Genomic DNA, 25,870 nt, shown 5'->3' with positions numbered 1-25,870 from the left:
GGTTCGATCAGATTTCCTCACGAGGAATGAAAATCCACATGACGATGTAGATCAGAAACTGCGGGCCGGGCAGCAGACAGGAGAGCACGAACAGCAGGCGGACGGTCGACGACTTCCACCCGAAGTATCGTGCGATCCCGGCGCAGACCCCGCCGAACATTGCACCTGAGCGCGCTCGAGTGAGTTTGCGGGTCTTCATCGGCGAAGTCATGTTCGGTGCCCCTTCAGTAGATCTCGCGGACTATCCGCGTCGATCTCCACTATCCGCCGGCGGGGCACTCACGCGCATCAGGCCATGGACCCATCTTTTCCGGCCGCAATACATACCCAGGTACCAGTCTGTCCCCGCGTCGCACTCAGGGTTCTCCCCCACACATCGGCCCCAGACTTCAGCGCGGGAACAGCCGCCGAAGTCGTTTCGGTGCCGCAAAAGGTTGCCAGTTGTCGACGTCCTGCGCCAAACGGTCGGCGACCGTCCACAACGCCGACGGGTTGTGGGTCAATCCCATGTGACTGCCTTGCACCGCAACGCTTTCCGATTGTCCGGACGTGGTTTCACAACATGCTTGCCACGGAACGATACCGTCGTGTCTGGAGTAGACCGACGTGGCAGGAACCGAAATGGGCGGCCCCTGTTCGGATTCGATGCCGTCGACCGGAGGCAGTATGGCGTGCTTCCCGGACAAACGAGCGTAGAGCGATCCGACTCTCGTCTGCTCCAGACTGGTGAGAGCGAAAGGACTTCCGAGTGTCACCACCTGTCGCACCGAATCCGGCAGGTCCCTCGCCAACTTACGAGCGTAGATACCGCCCAAGCTCCAGCCGATGACCGACACCTTCTGCTCGTACCGATCCGCCACCTGGGCCAATGCGGCGGGCAATCCGTCGACCACCATCGCCGTCGGGCCGGTGTTGACGCCCAGATTCCAGCCGTGGACGCGGTATCCGAGGAAACTCAGGTACGCCCTCAAGGCAAGAGTCGACACGTCCGATGTCAGCAGTCCGGGGAGAACGAGAACTGGGTGCCCGTCTCCACGCGGTGATCGAAGCAACCAAGGGGCCGCGAGAAGCAGTGAAGCGATGTCGACCAGTCCGCGCGTCGGCTCGCTCAGACACATCGCCAGTGATGGGGGACCCGGAACGAGTGGGCCGACTTCACGAATCAGCGCCGATCTCTGCGCCCATTCGAATTCAGTTTCCGCGAAATCGATCGCAGAGACTTCCGCAACTACGGACACCTGGACTCCTGTCAGCCGGTGCCCTGATGGGGGCGGTTCCGCGGGCTGTGTGCTCAACCCGCGGAACCTTGTCCTCGTCCACCACCGGTAGCGAACAGGACCCGTTCTGCCCACAGATTCGTGACCAAATGCCTCTCGACCCCACGAACACTGTGTGATCCAAAACACTAGTTTTGGATACGTTGCATCTACGTTGCGTACATGTTTCGTCGCGCGGAAGGAGAAATAGATGTCATTCACGGACGAAGAAATCGCCTACCTGCAGTCGCAGCCACTGGCACGCGTGGCCACCGTCTCACCGGACGGTCAACCCGATGTCGTGCCGTTGGCTTTCGAGTACGACGGGGTCCATTTGTGGATCGGCGGGGTAGGCGAAGCCGTCCTGAACACCAAGAAGTTCCGCAATATCGGTTCGGGGCAACTCGAAGTCGCCCTCGCCATGGACGACATGCCGTCATTCGAGCCGTTTGTCGCGCGCGGGATCAGGATCTACGGGATCGCTGAACAGCCGATCGAGAGGGTAGGAATGGTCGGCCCCGGAATCTATTCACGCATCACGCCGACAGTCTCGTGGAGTTGGAACTTGGCGGGAGAACCGGCAGGTGACACCTGGTACGAATCTCACAAGACTGTTCACACGCAATAGGTCAGTTCGGGCAACTCTCGGGCGGCAGATTTTCGGCGGCCCAGGTTGTCAGTTCACTGAGAGCGGGAAGCAGCGCCTGCCCCGAGGCCGTCAGTTCGTACTCCACGGCGATGGGCGGACCTGCGTCGACGGTCCTCGTAACCAGGCCTGCCCCGGCCAGCTCCGTCAGGCGTTCCGAGAGCACCGAATCGCTGATCCCGCCGACCGCTCGCTTGAGTTCGGAGAATCCCGCCGGCCCGTTCAGCAGCGTGCCGAGAATGACGCCGTTCCATCGTTTGCCCAGGAAGCCGAACGCACGGGCCAACGCCCCGTCACATGCGCGGGGCTCGTGCTCCGCTTCGCCCTTGCTTGCCACCCCACCATCCTAGTCATAGTGCTAACGTATCCGTAGGCACTATTTTTTTACTAGTAACTAGCTTTACCGGGCAATGTTCGGTGGAGCTACCACCGAACGGAAGCCCCCTGATGTCTCTCGACGCAGCCACCCCATTCACCGACCAGCAACTCGACCAAGCTGGCCGCGAACTCCTCTTCACCGAGGCTCGCACCGCCAACTCCTTCTCGAACGAACCTGTGACCGACGACGAGCTCACCGCAATCTGGGAGCTCGCGAAGTGGGCACCGACGGCGGCAAACACCAATCCGTTGCGAGTGCTGTTCGTCCGTACCGAGGAAGGCAAAGCGCGCCTCGTCGAGCACATGGCAGACGGCAACAAGGCCAAGACCGAGGCCGCTCCCGCCGTTGCCGTTCTTGCCGTCGACACCAAGTTCTACGAGCACATCCCGGCGCTGTTCCCCATCCGTCCGGAGATGAAGGACTACTTCGAATCCGACGACGCTGCCGCCAGTTCGACCAGTCGGTTCAACGCCGCACTGCAGGCCGGCTACGTGATTCTCGCGATTCGCGCACACGGTCTGGTCGCCGGTCCGATGGCCGGATTCGATGCGACCGGAATCGACGGCGAATTTTTCGCAGACGGACGATTCAAGACCATCCTCGTGGTGAACATCGGCCATCCCGGTGAGAACCCGTGGTTCGATCGTCTGCCGCGACTCTCAAATGAGGATGCGCTCACCTGGGCCTGAGGCCAATTCGGACAAATGAAGCAATGCGGGAGAGTTCTTCGGAGCTCTCCCGCTTTGTCGTCTCCAGGACGTTTCAACGTCTCACGCAGCGGGTACATACCCGCGTCTCGCAAAATCTCACGTCCAGAACAACATCCGACACGCTGCAATCGGAATTAGTTGCAGTATCCGAGTTTTTGGACGACAGTCGAGACAAACCCCTCGGCCGACGACGGCTGCGGGGAAAGCCCTTGTGCGCCGGTCGGTGTCGAGGGAAGACGTTCTTGCGAGCAGAAGTCCGAAGAAAGTGGGTTCGGAAATATGGGCGCGCTATGGGATTTTGTCGTTGCACGACGACAACAATTGATGACCGACTCGTACCTACATGTTTCAGCAGTTATCCAGTCCGTGATCATCGCGACGATTGCCGCCGTGATCATCGGAATTCTCGTCTACAGAAGCCCGGTCGGTTCGTCCGTGGCAACAGCTTTGGCCAGCACGATCCTGACGGTTCCTTCGTTCGCCCTTCTCGGACTGCTCATTCCGATACTCGGTCTCGGCGTCGCCCCCACGATCACTGCATTGATCTTGTATGCCCTGCTCCCGATCATTCGGAACACGATCATCGGCCTGGACGCGGTCAATCCGGCGATCACGGACGCAGCACGCGGTGTGGGGATGAATCGCCTTCACGTACTCAGTCGAATCGAACTGCCGATTGCGTGGCCGTCGATACTCACCGGTATGCGGGTCAGTACGCAGATGCTCATGGGCATCCTCGCCATCGCGGCGTACGCCAAGGGCCCCGGTCTGGGAAACCTGATCTTCTCCGGGCTCTCGCGGGTCGGTAGCCCCAATGCTGTTCCGCAAGCGCTGGTCGGCACCGTACTCATCGTCATTCTGGCCCTGATCCTCGACGGAATCTACGTCGTCATCGGCCGTCTCACTACTTCGAAGGGGCTGCAATGACCGAAACCATTCCGTCCGACGTATCCGCAGACCAGAAGGTATCCGGAGTCGAGATCGTTCTCGAATCCGTGACCAAGCGTTACCCGGGCCAGAAAGCAGCAGCGGTGGACAATGTTTCACTGACTGTTCCGGCCGGTGAGATCGTGGTGTTCGTCGGACCTTCGGGCTGTGGCAAGACGACGACGATGCGCATGATCAACCGTCTGATCGAACCCACCTCGGGCAAGATCACCATCGACGGCAAAGACGCGCTGTCCATCGACCCAGACAAGCTTCGCCGCGGCATCGGATACTCGATTCAGCAGGCAGGTTTGTTCCCGCACTTCACCATTGCGAAGAACGTCGCGACGGTGCCCGGCCTCATCGGTTGGGACAAGAAACGCATCGCAGCACGGACCGACGAGATGCTCGACCTCGTCGGCCTCGATCCGGACACCTATCGCGACCGGTACCCGCGCCAGCTTTCCGGCGGCCAGCAACAGCGTGTAGGCGTGGCGCGAGCACTCGCTGCCGATCCCCCGGTTCTGTTGATGGACGAGCCTTTCGGTGCGGTCGACCCCATCACCCGCGGCCTGCTCCAGGACGAACTGATGCGACTGCAGTCGGAGTTGGGTAAGACCATCGTCTTCGTCACCCACGATTTCAACGAGGCAGTCAAGCTCGGTGATCGAATTGCCGTGCTGGGCAACCAGTCCAGCATCATGCAGTACGACACCCCCGAAGCTATTCTCGCCAATCCCGCCAACGACATGGTCGCCGGTTTCGTCGGCGCCGACGCATCACTCAAGCAGTTGACATTGACCCGGGTGCGTCAGATCAAGCTCAAGCAATGCCTCACCGCGCGCGAAACAGATTCGGTCGACGATTTGAGAACCGCACTCGCAGCGCGCAAGTGGAAGTGGGCCTTGATTCTCGATCAGCGTGGGCGACCGCTTCGCTGGGTCTCCCCCGGCCACCTCGCTCATGCGTCGAGCCTCCGAGGTGTCGGCAACGAGATCGGTGAGGCCGTGTCCATCCAGTCCACCCTGCAGGATGCGTTGGAAGCTCTTCTCGCCGAGAGCAATGCGTCCACTGTGGTCACCGGACGGCGCGGCGAGTACGTCGGCCTCATCACGATCGACACACTCGTGAGCCATCTCTCCGAGATGCGCGAGGAGCATGCCCACGATCACGACGAGGAGTCCGACGCCGAGAACGTCGAGGGTCGAATATGAGTGCCCCGACCGAAGAGCGCGTCGCCGCTCCCGAAATGGAAACTGATGCGCCCGATCTCGGTGCCGCCGAAAATGCGGCCACCCGCCGAGCGGAAAGGATGCGCCTGTACGTTCAGCCGGTCATCGTTCTGATCCTGGTTGCGGGCGTGTTGACCTGGGCGTTCACTCGCGATCTCAACGCGACGCAGAAGGCCAGCATCAATCTCGACAATATCGTCACGCTGACGTGGCAACACGTGCTGATCACCGCAGCAGTGGTCATCATCGTCGTCGCCATCGCTGTTCCGCTCGGAACCTTGTTGACCAGGCCGAGATTCACCCGCTTGGCGCCGTTCTTCGTCGGTATCGCCAACATCGGAGCCGCGGCGCCGGCCATCGGCCTCCTCGTGCTGTTCTATCTCGCGACCAGAACAACGGGTTTCTGGATCGGTGTATTTCCGATCGCCTTCTATTCGCTGCTTCCCGTGCTGCGCAACACGATTCTGGGCTATCAGCAGGTGGACAAGACCCTCATCGACGCCGGGCGTGGTCAGGGAATGTCTTCTCTGACCGTGCTGCGCCAGCTCGAATTCCCGATGGCTGTCCCGTACATTCTTGCGGGCCTTCGCACTTCGCTCGTTCTGGCGGTCGGCACGGCGACGCTGTGCTTCCTGGTCAGTGCCGGCGGTCTGGGCATTCTGATCGACACCGGATACAAGCTCCGCGACAACGTCACCCTCGTGGTCGGTGCCGTACTCGCGGTGTCGCTGGCCCTACTGATCGACTGGCTCGGCGCGCTCGCCGAAACTTATCTCGGGCCCAAGGGATTACGATGACCAAGACTTCGATCACCAGAACGCGGGGCTGGAAACTTGCCGTTGCCACGCTCGGCCTCACACTCGTCGCTTCCTGTGGCTTGGAATCCGGTGGCGCACTGCCCCTGGCTGTCGGTCCCGGCAGCATCGAGCCCGTTCCCGAGCTCGAGGGCGTGAAGATGACCGTCGGCTCCAAGGACTTCACCGAGCAGATCGTGCTCGGATACATCATCGAATTCGCGATGTCCGCTGCAGGCGCGGATGTTCGCGATCTCACGAACATCCAGGGCTCCAACAGCACCCGAGACGCACAGTTGAACGGGCAGATCGATCTTGCGTACGAATACACCGGAACCGGGTGGATCAACTATCTCGGAAACGAGACTCCTCTCCCGGACTCGCAGGCGCAGTTCGAAGCGGTCCGTGACGCTGATCTGGCTGCGAACGACATGGTGTGGACGGATCCGGCGCCGATGAACAATACGTATGCATTGGCGATGAGCAAGGAGACAGCCGAGAAGACCGGAGTCAAGACGGTTTCCGACTACGCGAAGTTGGTCGAGTCCGATCCCGGCGCTGCGGTCACGTGCGTAGAGACCGAGTTCAACGTCCGTCAGGACGGATATCCCGGTCTGGCAGCCAAGTACGGCTTCGATGCGTCGCGCGCCCAGCGACAGATTCTGCAGACGGGCATCATCTACCAGGCGACGGCCGACAGCGACCAGTGCAAGTTCGGTGAAGTGTTCACCACCGACGGCCGCATCATCGCTCTCGACCTGGTTCTGCTCGACGACGATCTCCAGTTCTTCCCGAAATACAATCCGGCACTGGTGATGAAAAAGGACTTCGCGGAAGCACATCCGCAGGTAGCAGAAGTCATGGCACCGATCTCGGAGCGACTGACCAACGAGGTGATGACCGAACTCAACCGGCAGGTCGACGTCGACGGCAAGGAGCCGGCAGACGTGGCTCGCGACTGGCTGGTCTCCGAAGGCTTCGTCACCGCGCAGTGATCGGCTGACCGCAAGCCGGCCGACTATCTACCGCTTGCGTCCCACGCAGAACACCCGCCGGAACGGAAACAGCGTTCCGGCGGCTGTTGCGGGATACGCCTCACGCAGCAGATCGGAATACTGGCGCTCGAACTCCGGCGCGTCAGCTTCGCCGAGAACGTCGAGCACCGGCCTCAATCCCGTCCCCCGGACCCATCCGAGCACCGGATCGGCACCTGCCAGTACGTGTACGTACGTCGTTTCCCAGGCGTCGACGTCGAATCCGTGTTCCTGGAGACGCTGCGCGTACGCAACCGGACTGTCAACGCCTTCCGGACCGCGCAAGACGCCGCCCAGCCGCTCACTCCACTCCGCGGACTCCGCGAGGTTCCGCATGAGCGAGTGGGACGGAGCATCGAAGTTTCCCGGAACCTGCCACGCCAGCCACGACCCGGACCCCAGGGTGTCCGCCCACTGATCGATCAGCTCGCGATGGCTCGGAACCCACTGCAGTGCAGCGTTACTGACGACGACGTCGTAACCTGTGGCGTCGAACGACATGATGTCCCCCAACTCGACGGTGACGTTTCCCGGTAGGTCTGCCGGGGCCTGCGCCACCATTTCGGGAGACGAGTCGAAACCGGATACCGACGCGTCCGGCCATCTTTCCCCCAGCATCGCGGTCAGGGTGCCTGATCCGCAGCCCAGGTCGGCTACGCGAGTCGGGTCTTCGGTGGCCACCCGGGACACCAGGTCGACGAACGGGCGTGACCGCTCCCCCGAATAGCGGCCGTAGACTTCGGGATTCCACGTGACTGTGCGCATGAACCCATCCTGCACCCTGTTCCTGAGAATTGCCGCCCGTCAGATCTTGTCAGCGGACATCACCGACGCGGCACCACGGTGGACAGTACGTTCGGCAACCTCGACCAGTCCGCGGTGATGTAACTTGCGTGCTGCCCGGCCAACAGGTCGAGTCGCTCGCCCGCCTCGGCTTCCGAGGCGTGGGTACCGTCGATCTGCGGAGCGACCTTGTGCGCGTCGGTCATGACGAGGAGGTAACCCCGTTCGTGGTACCAACTCGGATCCACAACTCCCGAGGTGTAGTCGAGGGCGTCACCGTCGAAAATCACGAACCACGGACGGATCCCCGGGTCGGTGTAGCGGGCGAGACGTGGGTCTCCCGGTGACGCCCGGTGAACAGCGGGAAAGGCCGCGCCGAGTTCGACGAGCCCGGCGGAGGACAGATCCCGCAGGTGCGTCGCATACTGCCGGTCCGTCCATTCCGTATCGAGAGGGTTCCCCTCCTCGATCGTTCCCGGTATCAGCTCGAACAGAAATTTCCCGGTCATTTCGGAGGTGCTCGGCCATCCACGCTCGGTGACGGCGGCATCCGGGGTCGAGTAAGACTCACCCATCAGATCAGCCGGCGTGAAAACCGCGTCTCCGAGTGTCCCGAGAATCAAGGCGTCGAGATCCGCGGGCCCACGTCCGTACCCGGTGGTGAAACCGTCCTTGAGTTCCAACTTGATCATCACCGGTGGATGCTCGGGATTGGCTTCGTGCCACGCCCGCATATCTGCCAGACATCCGCGGAATCCCTGATCTCGCGGGCCACTTCGCAACTCGGAGGCGTTCGATGCTCCGACGCAGTTACTCTCGCTTGCCGCCGGATTCATGTGCGACACACGCCAGTCCGGACCGCCGCCGTTGGTCCACAGGTCGAGCTCGAGCAACGACGCTCCCGAGTCGAGTGCATCGGCGAAGTAGGGAAACGTCGCCGTCTCGTAGGAATTGTGGACCCCGACGGACGTCGTCTCGGAGAACGAGCGAGCTTGGTCAGCGGTCACGAACGCACACACACCGGCTACCAGGATTCCACGCATGTTCGACACTCTCGCAGAAAGTACGCCGCGGCAGGACGGAATCGTCAGAGTTAACTGGACGATCGTCCTAGAGTGAGTCGAAGGTGAAGCGCGGTCTCAGGCGGTGGATGAGAGCAATCATCAAGCCAATACCATCATTGACGGAACTGATTCGAGTCAGAGCACTCGTCGAACACTCGCAGGAGGAATCGCATGCAGCTGACTCAATTCGTTCACCGATCCTTGCGAGCATCACCCGATACGGTGATGACCATTTCCGATGGCCGGGCACGCACGTGCCGGGAATCGGTCGACCGGATCACCCGACTCGCCGGAGGGTTTCAGACTTTGGGACTGCGCGCCGGCGACAGAGTCGCAATCTTGGCTTCGAACTCCGACTACTACCACGAGGCGCTCCTGGCCTGCTGGTGGTTCGGGGCAGTGGCCAGTCCGGTCAATTCACGATGGAGCAACGGGGAAATCACGTACGCGCTCGAAGATTCGGGGTCGAGTGTGATGCTGGTGGGTGACAATTTCGCTTCCGTCGGATCTGCCCTTCGCGATTCGTGTCCCAGCCTGACTGCTGTCGTCTACTGCGGCAACGGCCCGGTTCCCGACGGAATGCTCGACTATGAACGGGTGATCGCGGAGGCGACTCCAGTCGACGATCTGCGCGTCGGCGGCGACACGCTGGCATTACTCCTCTACACCGGCGGAACCACCGGACTGCCGAAGGGCGTGATGATCAGCCACCAAGCCCTGATGACCTCTGCGTTGGGTACTCTCGCGGCAGGCAGTGTGGCAGTCAGCAACGGAACGAACCTCGCGGTCAACCCTCTGTTTCACATCGCCGGGATAGTCGGATGGTTGGCTCAGTCGCTGATGGGTGGCACTCAAGTATTCATGCCGAACTTCACCCCGCGCTCATTTCTCGAGGCCGTGGATCGCCATCGCCCAACCACCGTCGGCCTAGTGCCGACGATGCTTCAGATGTTGGTCTCCCACGACAACGAAACCAGCGAAGACGCAACCACTTACGATCTGTCCAGTGTCAGGATCCTGAGATATGGTGCCTCCCCGATTTCGCCGACGCTTCTCGGGCAGGTCATGCACATGTTCCCCAACAGCTCCTTCGCCCAAGGCTATGGCATGACGGAAACCGCGCACATCAGCATGCTGAGTCCGGCCGATCACCTCGAGGGCGGCGATCTCCTCCGCAGCGCCGGCCGAGCACTTCCGCACTGCGAAGTGAAAATCGTCGACCCGGCCGGCGCGGAACTACCGCCCGGCGTGGTGGGTGAAATTGTCACGTTCGGCAGCCACGTCATGCTCGGATACTGGAACAAACCGAATGAGACCGCCGACGTGCTACGCGGAGGGTGGCTGCATACCGGAGACGCGGGGTATCTCGACGATCGCGGATTTCTGTTCATCGTCGATCGCCTCAAGGACATGATCATCACCGGTGGCGAAAACGTCTATTGCACTGAGGTCGAGAACGCTTTGGCGCAACACGAATCCGTCGCGGCTTGTTCCGTGATCGGCTTGCCCGATACACAGTGGGGTGAGCGCGTTCATGCCGTGATCGTCCTTCGAAGCGGTTTCGGCGCCGAGGCCGAAGAGCTACGCGCACACGTGAAGGCGCTCATCGCCGGATACAAGGCTCCCCGTTCCTTCCAATTCGTCGATGCCCTGCCGTTGTCCGCAGCAGGGAAGGTACTCAAGCGCGATCTTCGTTGTAACGCAACATAATCATCGACGACGGTCAGGGCTTCAGCTGAAATGTCCTGTGCGGGTTGGTGATCAAGCGGGGCAGGGAGGCCGCCGCCGCGACGGCCGTTCCGAGTTCGGCAGCAAGCGCGATTTCGTCGCCGAACTCCGATCGCCAGGCATGCAGTCGACGGGTGAGTTGTTGCAAGCGGTATTCGCGAGTCATGCCGATCGCACCGTGCGCCTGGTGGGCCGCGCGCACGCTCGCGAGCGCATTTTGCGAAACCACCAATTTGGTTGCAAACACTTCGAAGTCGGCGTCGCGACCGGTGAGCGCAAGCGCAGTGCGATCCACGGCCAGCGTCGACATCGATGCCATCTGAGCAAGGGTGACGATATGCTGCTGGACGGCTTGGAATTGCGCGATCGGCCTTCCGAACTGCACCCGCTCCGCCACGTAGCGCCGGGTCAACGTCGACACCGCCTCCATGGCTCCCGCCATCTGCACCGAACGGAGGAAGGCGCCGAGTCTACCGAGAATCCGGGGATCGACCGGGTTGTCACCGTCGTCGGTCCGCGCTTCGGAGAACGTCAGACTCTGACGCGGTTGCCCCGCAAAATCCGCCCCGGAACCGATCACTGCGTCGGAGATGTTCAGGAGTACAACTCGATCACAGAGAACTGCCGCCAGCACGGACGCGGCGCTCCCCCACGGCACATCGTGAAAGGTTCCCGATACCAGGCCGTCGCTGGTCCGACGCGCATCGTCGCGCTGCGATCTCGGGGCCACGGTTGCGATTCCGGAGGGCACCGGTAGCCCGGCCGCTGCTGCCAGTCTGCCGGCAAGGTACGTCTCGGCGAGGGGCAACGGCGCAGCGTGCCTCGCGGCAGCGCGCTGCACAGTCACGGCGTCGAGGAGCGAGCCACCGGAACCACCTGCAGATTCGGGAAGACCGACCAGTGGCAGCCCCAGTTCCACTGCCGCGTCCCATAATCCGGTGGGCAGACCGCCGATCTCCGCCTGCGCTACCACCTCGGTGCCGGACTTCTCGGCGAAAAATTGCTCGACCATCGCTTCGAGGTCGGCGTCGAATGTGTACGCGTTGATCTGTGACCCCGAATTCATCGGTCCAACCCTTTCACGATCACGGTGCGGAGAATTTCGTTGGTACCGCCGCGAATCGACCACGACGGCGCCACCAGCACGGCCCGGGCGAGCAGTGATTCGTACGGATCGTCGGACGCAAGGTCTGGAGCCCGGCCGAGATGCCGCGCGACGGTCGCAACACAGTCCTGTTCGAAGCGTGTTGCCATCTCCTTGATCAGCGCGGCCTCCGTGACCGGCGAGCGACCGGCGTCGACCATCCGTGCAATGGACAGCGACATCCCGCGAAAAGCCCAGCAGCGTGCGGCAATCGAGCCCAGATCGGCGAGGGCAGCGGGACCGCCTTGCGCTGCTTGGTTGGCCGCCCAGTTCTCGAGGACCGGCATCAGTGACATCCAACGGTCGACGCCACCTCGCTCGAGTGCGAGTTCACCGGTGTTTTGTCCCCAGCCCGCTCCGACGTCTCCCAGGCGACGCGAGTCCGGCACGAAAACGTCCTGGAACGACACCTCGCAGAAGTCCTCACTTCCGTCGATGAACGGAATGGGTGAGACGGTCAGGCCCTCGCTGTCGCGATCGACGATCAGCTGAGTGAGTCCGTTGTGCTTGTCTGCCGAAGTTCGAAGCAGGGCGAGTATGTGTGTGGCGTGGAAGGCGCCCGTAGTCCAGATCTTGGTGCCGTTGACTTTCCAGCCACCATCGACACGTTCGGCGCGAGTGCGTACCGATGCCAGGTCCGAACCAGCGTCGGGCTCACTCATCCCGATCGAGAACGAGAACTCACCGCTCGCGATACCGGGAAGGAAGTACCGCTTCTGTTCTTCTGTGCCGTTGGCGGCGATGCTCGGACCCGACTGTCTGTCTCCGATCCAGTGATAACCGACCGGCGCTCCCCGCGCGAGAAGTTCTTCCACGACGACCAATCGATCCACTGCTGACCGTCCGCCCCCGCCGTATTCCTTCGGCAGCGACATGCCGAGCCACCCACGTCTACCCAGATCTCGCGAGAACACCGGATCCACCGCCCCGGACATCCCGAGCCCGAGCGGGTAGGTACCGGGGGTGAGTCGCTGGTCGAGGTACTCCCGTACTTCTGCCTGAAGATCGAGTTCCTCGATCGCCAGTTCTGTTGCGTCGAAACGCATGACGTCTCCGATCAGTTTCGTGAGTCGATCTGCCGCCCGTGGCGCTTACCCGAATTTTTCATGCGCCCAGCAGCAGGGCGCAGCCGATCTCGAAGAGTCTGTCCGACAGGTCGTCGCGACGGCGAAGCCGGCCGATTCGGACGGCGTTCTCCACAACTGTCAAAGTGGCATTGACGGTGATCCTGGCGGTGGCGGACTCGAGGCCCGGACGGACTTCTTCGAGCATCTTGACCCATAGCGCGACGTACTCACGTTGGTTCTGTTCACACGTGCGGCGGAACTTGTCCGGTAGTTGGTCGAGTTCGCTGATCAACAACCCGATCAAATGACGCTCGTTGATCGCGAAATCGATATGTGCGACAAGCAATCCGGACAGCGCGTCCTCCGGCCCGGTTGCGGTGCCGCGCGCCTGGGCAACGCCGAGCCGTCGCCGCTCGCCGCCTCTCGAGACCGCCGCGGTCAGTAGGTCGATCTTGGCATCGAAGTGGTTGTACACGTTCGGTCCTGTTGTTCCTGCAGCCTCGCCGATGTCCTCGGTGTTGACTGCCTGATATCCGCGCTCGTCGAACAACCGAATCGCTTCGGTCAACAAGAGTTCACGTCTGGGCATCACAACCAGAAGATGACCCGTTGCTCCCGCGACTTTCACTTCCGAACGACCCAACTCCGTGTATGCAGCGCGGTCCGCCAATTCGGCAAGCAACAGTTCCATTTGACGCCTCGGCAAGGAGACTCGGCGCGAAGACACACTGTTGAAGACTGCGATGACAGCCCAGGCGAGCAGATAGCTGTCTTCCTGGTCGAGGTCGGGGCGTTCAGTTCGGATCAGTGCCGCATCGCGTGAGGCAACGCTCTTGAGAGTCGAACGCAGTTCCTCACGCTGCTCGTCAGGCAGGTAACGTGCCTCTCGCTGCCACAGAAGTGACAGACCCCTACGTCTGGACACCGATGCCGCAAGTTCGGTGATCAGCGATTTCAGATCTTCGGACCCCGCGACCCGATCGTAGAGCGATTCGATGCCGGCGTTGACCGCAGCGTAGAGGAGATCCGGCTTGTTCTTGAAGTGCCGATAGAGCGCAGGCGCCGTGATTCCCACTGCCGCAGCCACTTGTGCGACGGACACGTTGTGATATCCGTGCTCACGGAAAAGCTCACCTGCAGCTGTAAGAATCTGCTGCTTACGGTCGCGGGGTCTGCGTACGACCATCGTGACTTTCTCCTTCGCGGCAGCAGACAGACTTCAGGGTACCGAGCCGATGAACGAATGCACGAACACTCTGCACCAGCGACCGACCCGTTGCACTTCTCACGAACGTGGAGTCCTTCTCTTCAGCTGACGAACGACTCGACCATTCGTCGTTCGGCGGCCGTGTCTGCAAGAGGCCACGCCAACAGCATCAACACGATCCGAACCACCCACTGCGACTCATTCCCTTCAGGATCCAATCCTGCAAGTTCCAGCGCAGTACGCGGCAGCAGTGGTGAGGACACGAGATACTCGTCGATTCCGTTGGCCCGCGCCGCCGCAAGGCCGTGGCTCATCGCAGCGTCGGATCTGATCGCGTCGACGGCGACGAGGATCGACTCTACGATCCGCTCGTCGCCGCGCAGTGATTCGACCGCAGTGGCAACCTGGCTCGCCACGGATGCCGCGCCTCGTGACAACAACCCCTCGCGGATCGCGGACTTGCCACCTACGTGGCGGTAGAGCGTTGCCCGCGAACAGCCTGCGCGGGCAGCGACGTCGTCGGCATTGAACCGATCGAATCCCTGTTCTCGAATCAGCTCTGCCGCAGCCGCGAAGATGCGCTCGGTTGCGAGTTCACTGCGGTTACCGCCGGCCAACCAGTCGGCGGCGCGACGCTCGTTCGCACCGGTCACTCTCCGTCACCTCGTCTCACTTTGAGACAGATTCAATCAAAAATCTCTGTGCTGGGGAAGACTGCGAGCCCCTGACCTGGGTGAAGCCCGGAAGGCCCAACATGCGTGAGATTCTTACAAAGTCCCAGTTCAGAGGCCTTTTCCACCTGTTGACTTCTCCTTCCTGGCCGTGAAATCTTCCCTTCGTGACACCATCGACGCTCGACATCAACCCTTTCCTGCCGCCGAACATCGACGACCCTTACCCGCTCTACTACGTACTCCGGCGCGAGCACCCCGTGTACCGAATTCCTGATACCGACTTCTATCTGGTGTCGACGTGGGAATTGGTCACCGAAGCCGTTTCCCGTACCGATGACTTCTCCTCCAACCTCACCGGCGTACTGGTTCGGACACCGGACGGTTCGGCCGTGACATTCGACATGAACGGCGGCGGGAAGGCTGTTCACGTTCTCGCCACTGCTGATGACCCTGACCATCAGCACCAGCGCAAACTTGTCTTGCCGACACTGGTCGCCAAACGTATACGAGCACTCGAGCCGGCGATGACCGAGTACACGCAGCAGTTGTGGGACAACGGCTTCGACGGTCGACGGATCGAATGGGTCACGTCGGTAGCGGACGCGCTGCCGCTGCAGATGGTTGCCACGCTGATCGGCCTGCCGGCACACGACGTCCCCCAATTGCTGGCGTGGTCGTACGACAGCACCGAACTTCTCAGCGGCATCGTGACCGCAGAACGGTTGACAGGCGTCGTCGCCTCGGCGGCGGAACTCACCGGGTATCTGTACGGCAAGTTTCGTCAGGCGCGGAACAACCCGGTCGATGATCTACTCGGAGATCTCGTCCGTTGCTGTGACGCAGGCGAACTCAGCGAGGACGTGGCCGTGCTGATGCTGGTGCAACTCGTCGGCGCAGGTGGCGAATCGACCGCCGGGTTGATCGCGAACTCTGCACGGCTACTCGCCGAGCGCCCCGCGATACAGACGCAACTGCGCGAGGACCCTCTACTCGTGGGCGCGTTCCTGGAAGAAACACTCAGGCTCGAGTCACCCTTTCGCGGACATCACCGACATGTCAACGCAGACACAACACTCGGCGGCGTGCCGCTACCTGCCGGCAGTCATCTCATACTGCTGTGGGGCTCGGCGAACCGCGACCCTGAGTCATTCACCGAACCACAGGTCATGAATCTCGACAGGGTCAATCCCCGAGCGCATTTCGCCTTCGGCAAAGGAGCGCATTTCTGTGTCGGGGCGGCGTTGGCTCGTCTGGAAGCAAAGACCGCGATCGCAGTCCTTCTCGAAAACAGTTCGCACGTCACAATCGATTCCGAATCCCCACCACGTTGGGTCCCGAGCATGTTCGTGCGCCGCCATCAAAGTTTGCACCTGAACGTCTCACCCTGTCGAGAGGTCACACCATGAGCCCCGAAGAACTGGTCACTGCCTTCTGCGCCGAGTGGAAGCTCGGTAGTGCCGAGACAATCGCGTCGTACTTCAGTGAAGATGCTGTCTACCATAATATTCCGATGGCGCCGATCGTCGGACGCACCGAAATCCTGAATTTCCTCGAAGGCTTCATCTCCGCCTTCGGTGGGATCGAATTCACGATTCATCACCAGTCCGCCAACGGTGCGACTGTACTCAACGAACGGACCGACCGATTCGACCTCGGCGACAAACACGTGGTCCTGCCGGTCATGGGAATCTTCGAGATCGCGGACTCTAAAATTGTGGCCTGGCGTGACTATTTCGATCTCGCACCGATCAACAAACTGTTGGCCGTGCCCCCGGGTCCGGAGACTCGGGGGCACAGTCGAGAGGTCGAGCAATGAGCCGCTACCCGAAGTCAGGCATGTTCTGCCCACTGTCCTTGTAGAACTTCCACGCGCCGTCCTGCGGCGATTTCATGATGCGGTAGACCTCGGTTGCCCCGACAATCCACAGCTCGTCGTTGTACCAGTGCAGGTTTGAGCCCGATTCGACACGGCCGCTTGCAAGTTCGTTACCGTCAGCGTCGACGACCGCGACCTTGTTCCCGCCTGCGGTCCAGCCTCCGGTGAGATCACCATTCTCGACTGTGTCAGTAAGCACCGGCTTCGGATCTGCCGTCGGAGAAGTCTCCGGCGATGTGGTTCCCGGCGATGTGGTTCCCGGCGTGGTCGGTGCCGGGGTTGTCGTGTCCGGCGTCGTCGTGGCGGTCGGGGCCTCGGTGGTGCTGGTCGACTCGGTAGACGTTGCCGGAGAGGCGGTCTCGCTCGTCGACGGAGCTTGCGAGGTGCTCGAATCCGACTCGACAGCATCCGGCTCGGTCGCAACCATCGCTTCGGCCTGCATCCTGCTCAGGGGATTCCCTCCATTCGGCGCCGGGGTGCTCGGATCCCAGGTGGAGACGTTCTCCCACGGTTGATTCGCCAACGACGGACCAGTGTCGCCCTGACATTCGGTCCTGTTGGAAGTGAGGTCCTTGTGGGTTATCTCGACAGAGGACCTGAAACCAGATGAGATCGCCGATCCGTTCACGGTGTACACCCGCGCCCACATCACATTGCGACTGCCATGGGTAATTCCACTGATCGACGTTTGACTCGCCGACAGATTATCCGTTCGAACGATGTAGCTCGGGTCGGATTTCCTGACGAATACCACTTTGTATCCCGTGACACCTGGAACCGCGGGCCAGCTCAGGTTTGCTCTACGCCCCAGTAGATCTAATCCTCCCGATGTCGAGCAGTTCACAGTCGAGGTCAAAGGCGTCGGATAGAAGTTGCCCGTCGCCACCTGTGCGCCAGTCGAATTGACCACGTCAGTTGGATTGGCCAATGTCCCAGTGGCCTGAGCCAGACCGAAAGCCATTGCAGCAGCGCCGCCGACGGCGATCAACGACCGCAGCGACTTCATGCGGGTGCTAGCCCGTCGCATTTCAATCATTATGAGCCTCCTGAAGCTCCCCGCAGGTTTCGTCAGCATCGACGCGGGCGTCATTTGTAGTGGCGGCGCGGGCATTCTCCAGACGCCGGTCTTTAGTTCGTCCAAATGCGATGACCAGCACCGCGCCTACCAATCCGCCGCCGAGGAAAGTTGCGAGCGGGCTGGAAAGCCAAGCAACGACGTAGCCGAGCCCGCCAACGCTGGCGAACACGCGGTCTGCCTCGGTGATGGTGTAGGGCAGTCGATCAGCCACATTGTTGGCATCGCCCTTGAGCGTGGCGAGCACGGTGTCCGCGCCGGCCGCTTCGAGTTCGACCACGCGGTGGGTGATGCGAACGCCTTGGTCGTTGTCGACACTGATCACGTCGCCGACTGAGAGTTCAGTTGCAGGCACCGTCTTCGCCAGCGCCAGCGCACCGGTGGAGATCGCCGGTTCCATCGAACCCGAGCGAAACACCAACGGCTTGATCCCGAATATCAGGGACGCGAGAGTAGCGATGATGCAGATGAGCCCGGCGACCGCAGCCACATTCAAGGCAATTTCCTTGCCACGATTGCGTCCCACGGTCACCTCCTCATCGGTGCTGTCCATCTCGATGATCACTGCCCCGTTGCGGTGAAGTTGAAGCCGAGGTCGGCGATCTTGAATTGCTCGGTCTGACCCGCGGTGGCATCGACGGTGACCTTTACGCACACCTGCTCGGACACACCAGCTGCGAGTGACCTGCCCGAGACGAGCGTCGGGTTGCCGGAGAAGGCCTGCTGCGTGCCGATGATCGGTCCCGAACAGGTGCTGCCGTCATTGGCGCCAGTTTGGTGGAGGGACACCTTGAGCTTGCCGATCAGCGCGGATGATCCCGTGGCAGCGGCGGATACGGCCCACTGAAAGTCGGCCGTTCCGGTGTTCTGTACCGTCAACGCCCCGGCCTCACTCTGGCCTGGCAACATGCTGTTGCGCTTGAGTTCGGTGAACTGGTGGGCAGGCCGCTGATTGTCGATTTTCAGCTGGACCGACGAAGTACTGAACATTCCTGTGGTCGCGGTAGCGCTGTCGGACCACGCCGCCATCGTGCCGACCGCTCCGAGGCCCAGGACCATACCCAGTGAGAGCACGGCCCGGGTTCGTATCCAACCGGTCTCGCCCAGACGGCTTCGCATCCGCGCCCCGAGACGCGCGTCGCCGCCCGATTTCTGTTCTGTAGACATTCTGCTGTCCTATTTCGATTCGGAGGTTGGTGCCGATGGGTCGGCGGGCAATACTGGCGCGCCGAACTCCGGGCCGGAAGGAGTCGAGTCGGTGCCGCTTTCGTCGTCATCGGCTTTGCCCCGCTTGTCGCGGATGCCGCTGACGATCATCCACACGGCATATACAGCCAGGCCCGCAGCCACGCCTGTAGTGAGAATCGACCGCGATTGCCCGTTGATCACCGAGTTCACCCGGCCCAGATACGGAACCGAATAAATGACCCGGCCACGGATCTGCTCGGGTACCAACGACCACGAGTCGGCGATGGGGTTGTTGTCGCCGCGAGTATGGATGCGACGCTCACCTTCACCGGTGTAGTAGATGCCCTCGATGCGGTGGGTAACCACGGCGGGATCGCCGGAGACAGGCTGGAACGTGATCACGTCCCCGGTGGTCAGATCCTCGTTGGGTGTCGGCTTGACCACGATGAGCGTGCCGGGAGGCATGGTCGGTTCCATTGAACCGGTGAGCACCGTGTACGCGGTCGAGCCGGTGAGTCGAGGGATGACGACCATCACCGCGAGAAGTCCGACCATCAGCAGCAACAGCACCCACGAGACGATGGTGCGCGTCCACCACCAGAGGGTGGTCTTGTCGTCTCCACCTTGTTCGGGATCATGTTGCCGCTCAGACTTTTCCACGTGTGCGCTGTGCCGGGGTTGGTACTCGGCACGATCGCCCGCGCGCTGGCTTCTCGCGGTGACGGTCATGACTGACTCACCGAGCTTGCGTCGAAAGTGAACGTCGCGTTGGACTGTTGGCTCGCTGCCGCGCCCTGGCCTAACGTGGCCCGCAGGCACAGCACCTGCACCTGACCGGCCGGCACAAGCTGGGCCTGAGCAAAGCCGGCGCCGTCCATGGACCCGTTGTAGAGCTCTGCACCCACATCACCGGTTGCGGTGCATGCTGCCTCGTTGGCCACCTTGGCCACCCGCAGGGTGAGCGGCGGCGGGGTGGCGCCATTGAGAACCACGTCGGAAAGCACGTAGCTCATCTGCACGTTGCCGGAGTTGATCACCGGCAGAGGCATCTGAATGCTGTCGCCCGGGCCCTTGTTGTCCAACTTGAACCCATCGAGGTTGAACTGCTTGACCCCTTCGCCACCGGCAGAGATATCGAGCATGCCCGCCTGGATAGTGCCGCCGGTCGATTCTGCGGTATCGCGCCACAGCGCGCCGGTCTGCTGCACCGAGACGAACCCGATGAGCAGAACCGACGACGCTGCGATCGCCCATTTGTATTGGGTCTTCACGTGACCTTCTTCTGGTCTCGAATTAAGGGGTGAGCGTCTGCTCGAGGAGGATCGTTCCGGCACCGATGGTGGCGGTGCCGGCGGCGCCGACCTGACCGGTGGTATCCGCCTTGAACTCCACCTCGGTGGTGAACGAGATGGGGCCGGACGCGGTAATCGGCGAGACGTTGGTGCTCGACGGGCTCACGGTGAGCAGATTCGCGTCCTTCAGCGAGCCGGTCAGGTTGCCGAGGGTGGGAGTGAGGGTGGCCTTCAGGTTGGTGCCGTTCAGGGTCACCTGGTACACCGAGGTGTAAGCGACCTTGTCGCCCGGGACCAGCTTGTCGGTGGGCGCAAACGCCTGTCCGTCCTTGCTGCCGCCGACCCACTTCCAGGTGCCAGCAGTGGTCTCGGAAACTGCCATCGATCCTGCGGTGACCGTGCCGGCGCCCGTGGTGTTGGTGGACGCGTTCCACGCGGCCATGGTTCCGGCACCGCCGGCGAGCAGAACGGCAGCCGCACCAGCGGCGATTGCGCCCTTTGTGGTCTTGTTCATCTGGTATTCCTCCTGTGCAGTTCGCGGCGGGACATCCGACGCGCTTGGTTGAGCCCGGGCCGTGCGGATGTGCACTCCGGTGAAACAGCCCTGGAAGGGGCATGGGAATCGAAGCCGCCGAATGAATTCGGTGGCCGAGAAGGCTGGCGATGCGCGGAGATATTCGAGATCGCCCCGCGCATCGCGAGGTCTAAGTGGCCGCGTGGGCCGGAGGGCTATCCGCCCAGGCTTCCGAACAGGTCCAGGCTTCCGAGCGAACCGGTGCTACTGCCGAGCGAACCGCTGCTGCTGCCACCCGGATCGGTGGTTTTCGCTGTGACCTTGACCGTGACCGCCGTGGAGGCGGGGCTGGTCCCACCCGCATTTGTCGCCGTGGCGGTAATCGGATGACTGCCGGGCGTGGTGATCGTCAGATTGCAGCTGAAGTTCCCGCTCGTATCCGCGGTGGCTGTGCAGGTGGCGCCGCCTCCGGTCACGGTGACGGTACTGTTCGGCTCTGCCTTGCCGGAGACCTTGACGGGTGTGCCCGCCTCTACCTCGGCCGAACCCAGAGTCAAACCGGTCGGCGCACTGGGAGCAACCACGGCGGGCTCGCCCTCCACCAGGACGAGACCCCAGCCGGGGTTGATCTCGTATCCCTGCAAAACTTCGCCGGCAGGGATGCCGATCATGAAACCGGCCATCACGTTGGCGTTCTGTGCGAGAGGCGTTTTCACCAGCTCGATCCGAGTCGACGAATCCGCATTCGGCCCGATGACGAACTGCTGGCCGACCTGGCCGTCGAGCTTGCCCCGCACTGTCGCAGTGCCGCCGCCCGAGACGGACCAGCTCTCACTGAAAAGAGTGAGGGTGGCGGGCAGGTCGCAGACATTACGAACGTTGAAGGCCAACTGCGTGCCCTCGTCACCGGGGATCGGGATGTAGTCGGTTCCACTGGGATCGAAGGCCGCTGGCTTCACCCAGGGTCCACCGTCCTGGGACATCTCCAGGCACTGGTCCGTGATGTCGTCGCCCGGGGCGGCCGAGGCGATACCTGGTGCGAGCAACGCACCCGAGGTCGCGAGGAGCAGTGCAGCCGGCAGCGCCGCCAACACAGCAGTGGCGCGCCGGGGGAGACGGGATTCGTGTCCGCCCCCGACCGGGAAAAATCGAGGCATGTGAAGACTCATTTCATCTGTCCCGTTGCCGGGTATGGGTGAAGAGATGACGGATCCAGGTACATCCGTCATCGGTGCCGAACGTCAAAATGCCGAACATCAAAAGTGCCGAACTACAAAGCGCCGAACATGTTGCAGAAAGCTTGCAAGCCGAACCGAGATGCTGTGTATGCCCTCGCTCATACGTAGCTACTGTTCCGCTTCGAAATCAATTTTTATCACACGTATCAGCTTTTGTGGTGGTTTTACTGGTCAAACGTTCAGAAGGGATTCCGGAACCCACAAAGCGTGAATATTGCACTCTGACCAGTGCTGTTTGAACTAGTTAGCTGTGCATCGCAACTAGTGTGCAAAATAGCACCTGCGACCGAAAGGACGATTCGTTCGATTGTCAACGAGAACACGTTCTACATACTCCAGGCTCGCCCGAGCATCCTCACACGCTTGCACACAGATGACAGCGACCCTCGAGCAAACAGAAGGAATAAACGCATTCGACGAGGAGTCACATCGGTTTCACATGTGCGGCCGAGGAAGGGCGCGATCAATCGCTGCAGGGTCCCGGATCGGCCGGCTATGACAACGCGAGCGCTGGCGAAATCAACACTCCACCAACAGCTTTTCGCATCATCGAATCGCGAACACGCCCGCCGGGCCCAAAGCAGTAGGCCGGGAAGCAAATTCGCTTCCCGGCCCACGTACACCGATAGTCACCGGCGCCGGTAAGGAGTTGACTACCGACACCCAAATGCAAAGTAAAATAAAGTGTGCGACTATGCCTCGAAGACGGTCTCACCGCCGACAACCGTGCGCAGGACCGACAATTCATTCAAATCCATCGAAGCGCTGTGCAACGGATCTCCGTCGAGCACAACAAAATCCGCCAAAAGTCCCACCGCTATCCGACCTTTGTCCGATGACTCACCGGTGAGACGAGCGGCGGCACTCGTGTAGCCGGCCAACGCATCGGACGCGGAAACCCGTTGATCTGCACCCAGAACATGACCTTCTCGCGTCACGCGATGTACGGCTGTGTTCATGGTGAAGAGCGGGTTCACCGGAGTGACGGGGCAGTCGCAATGCAGCGCGTAAGCAAGACCGGCCGCCACCACCGACGCCACGGGACTGATCCGTTCGCCGCGACCCGGTCCGAGAAAACGATCGCGATGCCGGTCGCCCCAGTAGTAGACGTGGTTCACGAAGATCGACGCCACCACCCCGAGTTCGACCATTCGCGCGATCTGATCTTCCCGCAAGGTCTGAACGTGCTCGAGTCGATGTGAGACTTCGATGTCCGGGTGCGCCGCCCGCGCCGCAGCAATTGCGTCCAATGCAAAATCGATGGCTTGATCACCGTTGGTGTGGATAGCAACCTGCCGACCGGCAACGTGATGCTCCTCGACGAGTGACCCGAGTGCACCTGCCGGGATCGCCATTCCGCCGCAATGACATCCATCCAGATCGTGATAAGGCTCGCTCAGAGCAGCAGTGTGCAACTGAATCGACCCGTCCGAAATGAGCTTGACGCCACCCACACGGATTCGGTCGCTCGGATCGGCGAGCTCACCCAACTGATCGTGCACCCCGTGCCCAAGATAGAGGCGCGCACGCAGACGCAGGTCACCATCGGTATCGAGTTGCCGGTACGCCTGGTACATCCCGGCCGTGACGTACATGTCGTGGAAACTCGTCACGCCCACCGAAGCCATGACTTCCTGCGCCCGCAGCATCGCAGTCTTGGATGCATCCGGATTCATTTCCGGAACCAGGCCGTGTACGAGCGACATTGCCGGAATCTCACACAGCTCACCGGTGGGTACACCGTCCCTGTCCCGGACGATGACACCACCCTCCGGATCGACCGTGGTCGAATCGATCCCGGCCTTCTCCAGTGCGATCGAGTTGACATAGATCCCGTGAGCAGACAAGTGCCGCACCAGAATCGGATGCTCGGCGGAAGCCCTGTCGAGATCAGCCGCGGTCAGGCCGCGATCGTCCGCCACGAGGCTGTCGTCGAAGCCCCAGGCTTCGATGGGCTCGCCGACTGGTGTGATCGCGGCCCGCGCAGCCAACGCCGCAATCAACTTCTCGATGGTGGGGCACGCACCCGTCGTTGCGTCGACACCACCGAGCATCAAACCCCACATCATCGGATGAAGGTGCGTCTCGATGAACCCTGGAACAACCACCGCTCCGGCAAGATCGACGACAGCGGTGTCGTGATCGGACAACGCCGAGATCTCGGCATCAGTTCCGAGGGCGACGAATCTGCCGCCCTTTACAGCAATGGCGGTCGGGTTGTCGCCGACCGTACTGTCCATGGGCCTGATATCGCCGTTGATGTAGATGCGGTCAGCCGCCGTGGTCATACGCTTGTCTCCATTCGTTTTCCGACAACAGTCGTCGAGGACTTCTTCGGGGGTGTCCGCGTCGCGACAACCACTCCGGCGAGAATCATTCCGGCACCCGCGAGTTGGACGAGTGTCGGGGTCTGCGCAAGCAACACCGCACCGAACAACAGGGCCGACGCCGATTGCAACACGAGGCTGGCGGCGACGGCACTGGCAGGCAGACGCTGACTGGCGCTGGCCACCAGCAGCCACCCGATTACCTGAGACACCAACGCGAGCAGCACAAGCCAGCCTTGAGCTACGAGCGAAGGCGTCAGATCCAAAGTTCCACTCACGAGGCCGTAGACACCTGCCGTGAGGGCAGTGGCTCCGGTCGAGACGAACATCGGCAGAGCCGTTCTGCCCGCCGCCCGAGTGGCCAGACCCATGAGGAAGATGTAGACCGCGTAGGCACCCGCCGCGACCATGGCGAACGACACTCCGACAGCAGGATTCGATCCCGTGAGCGTGGTGCTCGTCCCGGCCACCAGAGCAACTCCGACGAAGAGCAACGGAAGGCTCGCGACCAATTCCCGGCCGATCCGTTGGCGCAGAACAACGTAGCCGAGGATTGCGACGAACAGCACCTGCAGGTTCAGGATCACCGTCGAAAGACCTGCCCCGATCGAATGAATCGACTCGTGCCAGAGCACCAGATCGATTCCGAGGAAAGCGCCGGCAAGTGAAGACTTCACAATCCAGGGCCCCGAAGACGGCCGGGGTGACCGGCGGCGCTGGACGAGCACGAGTACGCCGAGCGGGACGAGCGCATAGAGGCACCGAAAGAACGCACCCGTCGACGGCGACACCCCGGAGAGTTCGTAGAGCACCGAGGTCAACCCGAGGATGCATGCACCGGTCACGACTACGCGCAGGTCACGACGGCGCAGGTGGTCGCCGGACAACGCGCCCGGCAATACATCATCACTCATGGTGATAATGTATCACCAGCGCGAGGCCTGTCATACAGGGAAGATGCGTACATGAGAACTCCGGTTACCCGTGAACGCGTGATCGCGGCCGCAGCCGACCTGGTCGACAGCAAAGGCGCCGACGCTCTGGTACTGAGTCAACTCGCCGAGACCCTCGACGTCCGGCAGTCAGCCCTCTACAAACACGTCGACGGGGTCGACGACGTCCAACATCAACTCAGCCTCCTCGCACGCAACCTCCTCGCCGAACAATTGCGCGCCGCCGCGGTCGGCCTCTCTCGCGACGACGCCGTCATGGCGCTTGCCGACGCATGGCGCGCCTTCGTCCGAGCGCACCCCGGCCTCTACGCCATCACCGATCGCTACCCCACCGCTCCGCATCCCGATCTGGTCTCCGCCGTCGGCGAGGTGGTCGAAGTCATCAACAAGGTGATCGCGGGATACGGTCTGAGCCCGGATGATTCGGAGCAGGCGGCGTGGTCTCTTCGCAGCGCGCTGCACGGCTTCTGCATCCTCGAATCGGTAGAGGGACAACCGGCCGGCACCGACCCGGATCGGGTGTATCGACGACTGGTCGAACTTCTCTGCGCCGGTATTGCTCGTATGTAAATACCGGCTCCTGTTATCGTCGGATTAAACGACACAGACCAAAAAGGATCAGACATGGTTGGTGAACTCGACATCTCCGGATAAAACCGGGCATGACGGCCACCGGCAGACGCCTCGGAGCGCTGCCGTCGTGGCCATGTTGTCGTTCACTCACCCGACTCTTCGCGGAGCAGCGTTGCCGCGCCCGCACAA

General features: G+C 61.7%; 29 protein-coding genes. 11 read left to right on the top strand and 18 right to left on the bottom strand.

Features of this window, described 5'->3' with window-relative positions; translation table 11 throughout:
* Positions 1-7 precede the first annotated feature (7 nt).
* Complete coding sequence (locus ACFQ6H_RS04980; protein WP_378531852.1) at positions 8-211, bottom strand: PspC domain-containing protein; 204 nt, start codon at positions 209-211, stop codon at positions 8-10.
* Positions 212-389: 178 nt separating this feature from the next.
* On the bottom strand, positions 390-1,238 hold the full coding sequence (locus ACFQ6H_RS04975; RefSeq protein WP_378644393.1) for an alpha/beta hydrolase: 849 nt from the start codon (positions 1,236-1,238) through the stop codon (positions 390-392).
* A gap of 229 nt (positions 1,239-1,467) precedes the next feature.
* Here ACFQ6H_RS04975 and ACFQ6H_RS04970 point away from each other — a divergent pair, with 229 nt between their 5' ends.
* Entirely contained in the window at positions 1,468-1,884 is a 417-nt protein-coding gene (locus ACFQ6H_RS04970) for a PPOX class F420-dependent oxidoreductase (RefSeq protein WP_378644391.1), read from the top strand.
* A 1-nt stretch (position 1,885) separates the two neighbouring features.
* On the opposite strand, the gene ACFQ6H_RS04965 is transcribed toward ACFQ6H_RS04970, so the two are convergent.
* The gene (locus ACFQ6H_RS04965) at positions 1,886-2,239 is read right to left on the bottom strand and encodes a winged helix-turn-helix transcriptional regulator (RefSeq protein ID WP_378644388.1); all 354 of its coding nucleotides are present in this window, start codon (positions 2,237-2,239) and stop codon (positions 1,886-1,888) included.
* A gap of 110 nt (positions 2,240-2,349) precedes the next feature.
* Here ACFQ6H_RS04965 and ACFQ6H_RS04960 point away from each other — a divergent pair, with 110 nt between their 5' ends.
* The 5 genes from ACFQ6H_RS04960 (at position 2,350) to ACFQ6H_RS04940 (ending at position 6,939) form a co-directional block, all read left to right on the top strand.
* Positions 2,350-2,970 carry a malonic semialdehyde reductase gene (locus ACFQ6H_RS04960; RefSeq protein WP_378644382.1) on the top strand — a complete coding sequence of 207 codons (621 nt, stop codon included), beginning with the start codon at positions 2,350-2,352 and terminating at the stop codon, positions 2,968-2,970.
* A 300-nt stretch (positions 2,971-3,270) separates the two neighbouring features.
* Positions 3,271-3,918 (top strand): ABC transporter permease, encoded by a 648-nt coding sequence (locus ACFQ6H_RS04955; RefSeq protein WP_283302663.1) that lies wholly within the window; start codon positions 3,271-3,273, stop codon positions 3,916-3,918.
* Entirely contained in the window at positions 3,915-5,132 is a 1,218-nt protein-coding gene (locus ACFQ6H_RS04950; RefSeq protein WP_378531843.1) for an ATP-binding cassette domain-containing protein, read from the top strand. Before ACFQ6H_RS04955 ends, ACFQ6H_RS04950 begins: the two co-directional genes overlap by 4 nt.
* Positions 5,133-5,167: 35 nt before the next feature.
* A complete protein-coding gene (locus ACFQ6H_RS04945; RefSeq protein WP_378532752.1) occupies positions 5,168-5,947 on the top strand; it encodes an ABC transporter permease in 780 nt (259 codons plus the stop codon).
* On the top strand, positions 5,944-6,939 hold the full coding sequence (locus ACFQ6H_RS04940; protein ID WP_378531841.1) for a glycine betaine ABC transporter substrate-binding protein: 996 nt from the start codon (positions 5,944-5,946) through the stop codon (positions 6,937-6,939). The genes ACFQ6H_RS04945 and ACFQ6H_RS04940 overlap by 4 nt, the downstream gene beginning before the upstream one ends.
* A 27-nt stretch (positions 6,940-6,966) precedes the next feature.
* On the opposite strand, the gene ACFQ6H_RS04935 is transcribed toward ACFQ6H_RS04940, so the two are convergent.
* Positions 6,967-7,743, bottom strand: coding sequence for a trans-aconitate 2-methyltransferase (locus ACFQ6H_RS04935; RefSeq protein ID WP_378531839.1), 777 nt, complete (start codon positions 7,741-7,743; stop codon positions 6,967-6,969).
* Positions 7,744-7,802: 59 nt separating this feature from the next.
* The gene (locus ACFQ6H_RS04930) at positions 7,803-8,804 is read right to left on the bottom strand and encodes a phosphatidylinositol-specific phospholipase C domain-containing protein (protein ID WP_378644379.1); all 1,002 of its coding nucleotides are present in this window, start codon (positions 8,802-8,804) and stop codon (positions 7,803-7,805) included.
* Between the two features lie 192 nt (positions 8,805-8,996).
* Between ACFQ6H_RS04930 and ACFQ6H_RS04925 the strand changes: the two genes are divergently transcribed.
* Complete coding sequence (locus ACFQ6H_RS04925) at positions 8,997-10,535, top strand: long-chain fatty acid--CoA ligase (protein ID WP_378644378.1); 1,539 nt, start codon at positions 8,997-8,999, stop codon at positions 10,533-10,535.
* Positions 10,536-10,548: 13 nt separating this feature from the next.
* Here the strand turns inward: ACFQ6H_RS04925 and ACFQ6H_RS04920 are convergent, their stop codons facing one another.
* From ACFQ6H_RS04920 to ACFQ6H_RS04905, 4 genes are all read right to left on the bottom strand, one after another.
* On the bottom strand, positions 10,549-11,619 hold the full coding sequence (locus tag ACFQ6H_RS04920) for an acyl-CoA dehydrogenase family protein (RefSeq protein WP_378644376.1): 1,071 nt from the start codon (positions 11,617-11,619) through the stop codon (positions 10,549-10,551).
* Positions 11,616-12,743, bottom strand: coding sequence for an acyl-CoA dehydrogenase family protein (locus ACFQ6H_RS04915; protein ID WP_378644373.1), 1,128 nt, complete (start codon positions 12,741-12,743; stop codon positions 11,616-11,618). The genes ACFQ6H_RS04920 and ACFQ6H_RS04915 overlap by 4 nt, the downstream gene beginning before the upstream one ends.
* Before the next feature lie 58 nt (positions 12,744-12,801).
* Positions 12,802-13,950 carry a TetR/AcrR family transcriptional regulator gene (locus ACFQ6H_RS04910; RefSeq protein ID WP_378644371.1) on the bottom strand — a complete coding sequence of 383 codons (1,149 nt, stop codon included), beginning with the start codon at positions 13,948-13,950 and terminating at the stop codon, positions 12,802-12,804.
* A gap of 122 nt (positions 13,951-14,072) precedes the next feature.
* Entirely contained in the window at positions 14,073-14,624 is a 552-nt protein-coding gene (locus tag ACFQ6H_RS04905) for a TetR/AcrR family transcriptional regulator (protein ID WP_378644369.1), read from the bottom strand.
* A 185-nt stretch (positions 14,625-14,809) separates the two neighbouring features.
* On the opposite strand from ACFQ6H_RS04905, the gene ACFQ6H_RS04900 reads away from it, so the two are divergent.
* Complete coding sequence (locus ACFQ6H_RS04900; protein ID WP_378644367.1) at positions 14,810-16,051, top strand: cytochrome P450; 1,242 nt, start codon at positions 14,810-14,812, stop codon at positions 16,049-16,051.
* Positions 16,048-16,461 (top strand): limonene-1,2-epoxide hydrolase family protein, encoded by a 414-nt coding sequence (locus tag ACFQ6H_RS04895; RefSeq protein WP_378644365.1) that lies wholly within the window; start codon positions 16,048-16,050, stop codon positions 16,459-16,461. The genes ACFQ6H_RS04900 and ACFQ6H_RS04895 overlap by 4 nt, the downstream gene beginning before the upstream one ends.
* A 4-nt stretch (positions 16,462-16,465) precedes the next feature.
* On the opposite strand, the gene ACFQ6H_RS04890 is transcribed toward ACFQ6H_RS04895, so the two are convergent.
* Positions 16,466-16,720 carry a hypothetical protein gene (locus ACFQ6H_RS04890; protein ID WP_378644363.1) on the bottom strand — a complete coding sequence of 85 codons (255 nt, stop codon included), beginning with the start codon at positions 16,718-16,720 and terminating at the stop codon, positions 16,466-16,468.
* Between ACFQ6H_RS04890 and ACFQ6H_RS04885 the strand changes: the two genes are divergently transcribed.
* On the top strand, positions 16,707-17,036 hold the full coding sequence (locus ACFQ6H_RS04885; RefSeq protein ID WP_378644361.1) for a hypothetical protein: 330 nt from the start codon (positions 16,707-16,709) through the stop codon (positions 17,034-17,036). The genes ACFQ6H_RS04890 and ACFQ6H_RS04885 overlap by 14 nt on opposite strands.
* 513 nt (positions 17,037-17,549) lie before the next feature.
* Here ACFQ6H_RS04885 and ACFQ6H_RS04880 read toward each other — a convergent pair.
* The 8 genes from ACFQ6H_RS04880 to ACFQ6H_RS04845 all read right to left on the bottom strand — a co-directional run bounded on the left by ACFQ6H_RS04880 (position 17,550) and on the right by ACFQ6H_RS04845 (position 25,069).
* Positions 17,550-18,161, bottom strand: a complete 612-nt coding sequence (locus tag ACFQ6H_RS04880) for a signal peptidase I (RefSeq protein WP_378644359.1) — start codon at positions 18,159-18,161, stop codon at positions 17,550-17,552.
* Complete coding sequence (locus tag ACFQ6H_RS04875; RefSeq protein ID WP_378644357.1) at positions 18,158-18,763, bottom strand: SipW-dependent-type signal peptide-containing protein; 606 nt, start codon at positions 18,761-18,763, stop codon at positions 18,158-18,160. The genes ACFQ6H_RS04880 and ACFQ6H_RS04875 overlap by 4 nt, the downstream gene beginning before the upstream one ends.
* A 9-nt stretch (positions 18,764-18,772) precedes the next feature.
* The gene (locus tag ACFQ6H_RS04870) at positions 18,773-19,513 is read right to left on the bottom strand and encodes a signal peptidase I (protein WP_378644354.1); all 741 of its coding nucleotides are present in this window, start codon (positions 19,511-19,513) and stop codon (positions 18,773-18,775) included.
* The gene (locus ACFQ6H_RS04865; RefSeq protein WP_378644352.1) at positions 19,510-20,055 is read right to left on the bottom strand and encodes a hypothetical protein; all 546 of its coding nucleotides are present in this window, start codon (positions 20,053-20,055) and stop codon (positions 19,510-19,512) included. The genes ACFQ6H_RS04870 and ACFQ6H_RS04865 overlap by 4 nt, the downstream gene beginning before the upstream one ends.
* Before the next feature lie 22 nt (positions 20,056-20,077).
* Complete coding sequence (locus tag ACFQ6H_RS04860; protein WP_378644350.1) at positions 20,078-20,590, bottom strand: alternate-type signal peptide domain-containing protein; 513 nt, start codon at positions 20,588-20,590, stop codon at positions 20,078-20,080.
* A 215-nt stretch (positions 20,591-20,805) separates the two neighbouring features.
* Positions 20,806-21,747, bottom strand: a complete 942-nt coding sequence (locus ACFQ6H_RS04855; RefSeq protein ID WP_378644347.1) for an Ig-like domain-containing protein — start codon at positions 21,745-21,747, stop codon at positions 20,806-20,808.
* A 773-nt stretch (positions 21,748-22,520) separates the two neighbouring features.
* A complete protein-coding gene (locus ACFQ6H_RS04850; RefSeq protein ID WP_378644344.1) occupies positions 22,521-24,116 on the bottom strand; it encodes an amidohydrolase in 1,596 nt (531 codons plus the stop codon).
* The gene (locus ACFQ6H_RS04845; RefSeq protein WP_378531778.1) at positions 24,113-25,069 is read right to left on the bottom strand and encodes a DMT family transporter; all 957 of its coding nucleotides are present in this window, start codon (positions 25,067-25,069) and stop codon (positions 24,113-24,115) included. The genes ACFQ6H_RS04850 and ACFQ6H_RS04845 overlap by 4 nt, the downstream gene beginning before the upstream one ends.
* 51 nt (positions 25,070-25,120) lie before the next feature.
* Here ACFQ6H_RS04845 and ACFQ6H_RS04840 point away from each other — a divergent pair, with 51 nt between their 5' ends.
* Entirely contained in the window at positions 25,121-25,678 is a 558-nt protein-coding gene (locus ACFQ6H_RS04840; protein ID WP_378644341.1) for a TetR/AcrR family transcriptional regulator, read from the top strand.
* The last annotated feature ends 192 nt before the right edge of the window (positions 25,679-25,870 follow it).

The sequence above is a fragment of the Rhodococcus sp. NPDC056506 genome, assembly GCF_042794945.1.
GTDB lineage: Bacteria > Actinomycetota > Actinomycetes > Mycobacteriales > Mycobacteriaceae > Rhodococcus_F.
The sequence above is the reverse complement of the archived record's forward strand: the minus strand, read 5'-3'. Positions and strand labels throughout refer to the sequence as shown.

What these genes read in the sequence shown, in the direction of transcription:
- ACFQ6H_RS04980 (WP_378531852.1), bottom strand. Translation starts at nt 211, where the DNA reads ATGACTTCGCCGATGAAGACCCGCAAACTCACTCGAGCGCGCTCAGGT.
- ACFQ6H_RS04970 (WP_378644391.1), top strand. Translation starts at nt 1,468, where the DNA reads ATGTCATTCACGGACGAAGAAATCGCCTACCTGCAGTCGCAGCCACTG.
- ACFQ6H_RS04960 (WP_378644382.1), top strand. Translation starts at nt 2,350, where the DNA reads ATGTCTCTCGACGCAGCCACCCCATTCACCGACCAGCAACTCGACCAA.
- ACFQ6H_RS04955 (WP_283302663.1), top strand. Translation starts at nt 3,271, where the DNA reads ATGGGCGCGCTATGGGATTTTGTCGTTGCACGACGACAACAATTGATG.
- ACFQ6H_RS04950 (WP_378531843.1), top strand. Translation starts at nt 3,915, where the DNA reads ATGACCGAAACCATTCCGTCCGACGTATCCGCAGACCAGAAGGTATCC.
- ACFQ6H_RS04945 (WP_378532752.1), top strand. Translation starts at nt 5,168, where the DNA reads ATGGAAACTGATGCGCCCGATCTCGGTGCCGCCGAAAATGCGGCCACC.
- ACFQ6H_RS04940 (WP_378531841.1), top strand. Translation starts at nt 5,944, where the DNA reads ATGACCAAGACTTCGATCACCAGAACGCGGGGCTGGAAACTTGCCGTT.
- ACFQ6H_RS04935 (WP_378531839.1), bottom strand. Translation starts at nt 7,743, where the DNA reads ATGCGCACAGTCACGTGGAATCCCGAAGTCTACGGCCGCTATTCGGGG.
- ACFQ6H_RS04930 (WP_378644379.1), bottom strand. Translation starts at nt 8,804, where the DNA reads ATGCGTGGAATCCTGGTAGCCGGTGTGTGTGCGTTCGTGACCGCTGAC.
- ACFQ6H_RS04925 (WP_378644378.1), top strand. Translation starts at nt 8,997, where the DNA reads ATGCAGCTGACTCAATTCGTTCACCGATCCTTGCGAGCATCACCCGAT.
- ACFQ6H_RS04920 (WP_378644376.1), bottom strand. Translation starts at nt 11,619, where the DNA reads ATGAATTCGGGGTCACAGATCAACGCGTACACATTCGACGCCGACCTC.
- ACFQ6H_RS04915 (WP_378644373.1), bottom strand. Translation starts at nt 12,743, where the DNA reads ATGCGTTTCGACGCAACAGAACTGGCGATCGAGGAACTCGATCTTCAG.
- ACFQ6H_RS04910 (WP_378644371.1), bottom strand. Translation starts at nt 13,950, where the DNA reads ATGGTCGTACGCAGACCCCGCGACCGTAAGCAGCAGATTCTTACAGCT.
- ACFQ6H_RS04895 (WP_378644365.1), top strand. Translation starts at nt 16,048, where the DNA reads ATGAGCCCCGAAGAACTGGTCACTGCCTTCTGCGCCGAGTGGAAGCTC.
- ACFQ6H_RS04875 (WP_378644357.1), bottom strand. Translation starts at nt 18,763, where the DNA reads ATGTCTACAGAACAGAAATCGGGCGGCGACGCGCGTCTCGGGGCGCGG.
- ACFQ6H_RS04870 (WP_378644354.1), bottom strand. Translation starts at nt 19,513, where the DNA reads ATGACCGTCACCGCGAGAAGCCAGCGCGCGGGCGATCGTGCCGAGTAC.
- ACFQ6H_RS04860 (WP_378644350.1), bottom strand. Translation starts at nt 20,590, where the DNA reads ATGAACAAGACCACAAAGGGCGCAATCGCCGCTGGTGCGGCTGCCGTT.
- ACFQ6H_RS04855 (WP_378644347.1), bottom strand. Translation starts at nt 21,747, where the DNA reads ATGCCTCGATTTTTCCCGGTCGGGGGCGGACACGAATCCCGTCTCCCC.
- ACFQ6H_RS04850 (WP_378644344.1), bottom strand. Translation starts at nt 24,116, where the DNA reads ATGACCACGGCGGCTGACCGCATCTACATCAACGGCGATATCAGGCCC.
- ACFQ6H_RS04845 (WP_378531778.1), bottom strand. Translation starts at nt 25,069, where the DNA reads ATGAGTGATGATGTATTGCCGGGCGCGTTGTCCGGCGACCACCTGCGC.
- ACFQ6H_RS04840 (WP_378644341.1), top strand. Translation starts at nt 25,121, where the DNA reads ATGAGAACTCCGGTTACCCGTGAACGCGTGATCGCGGCCGCAGCCGAC.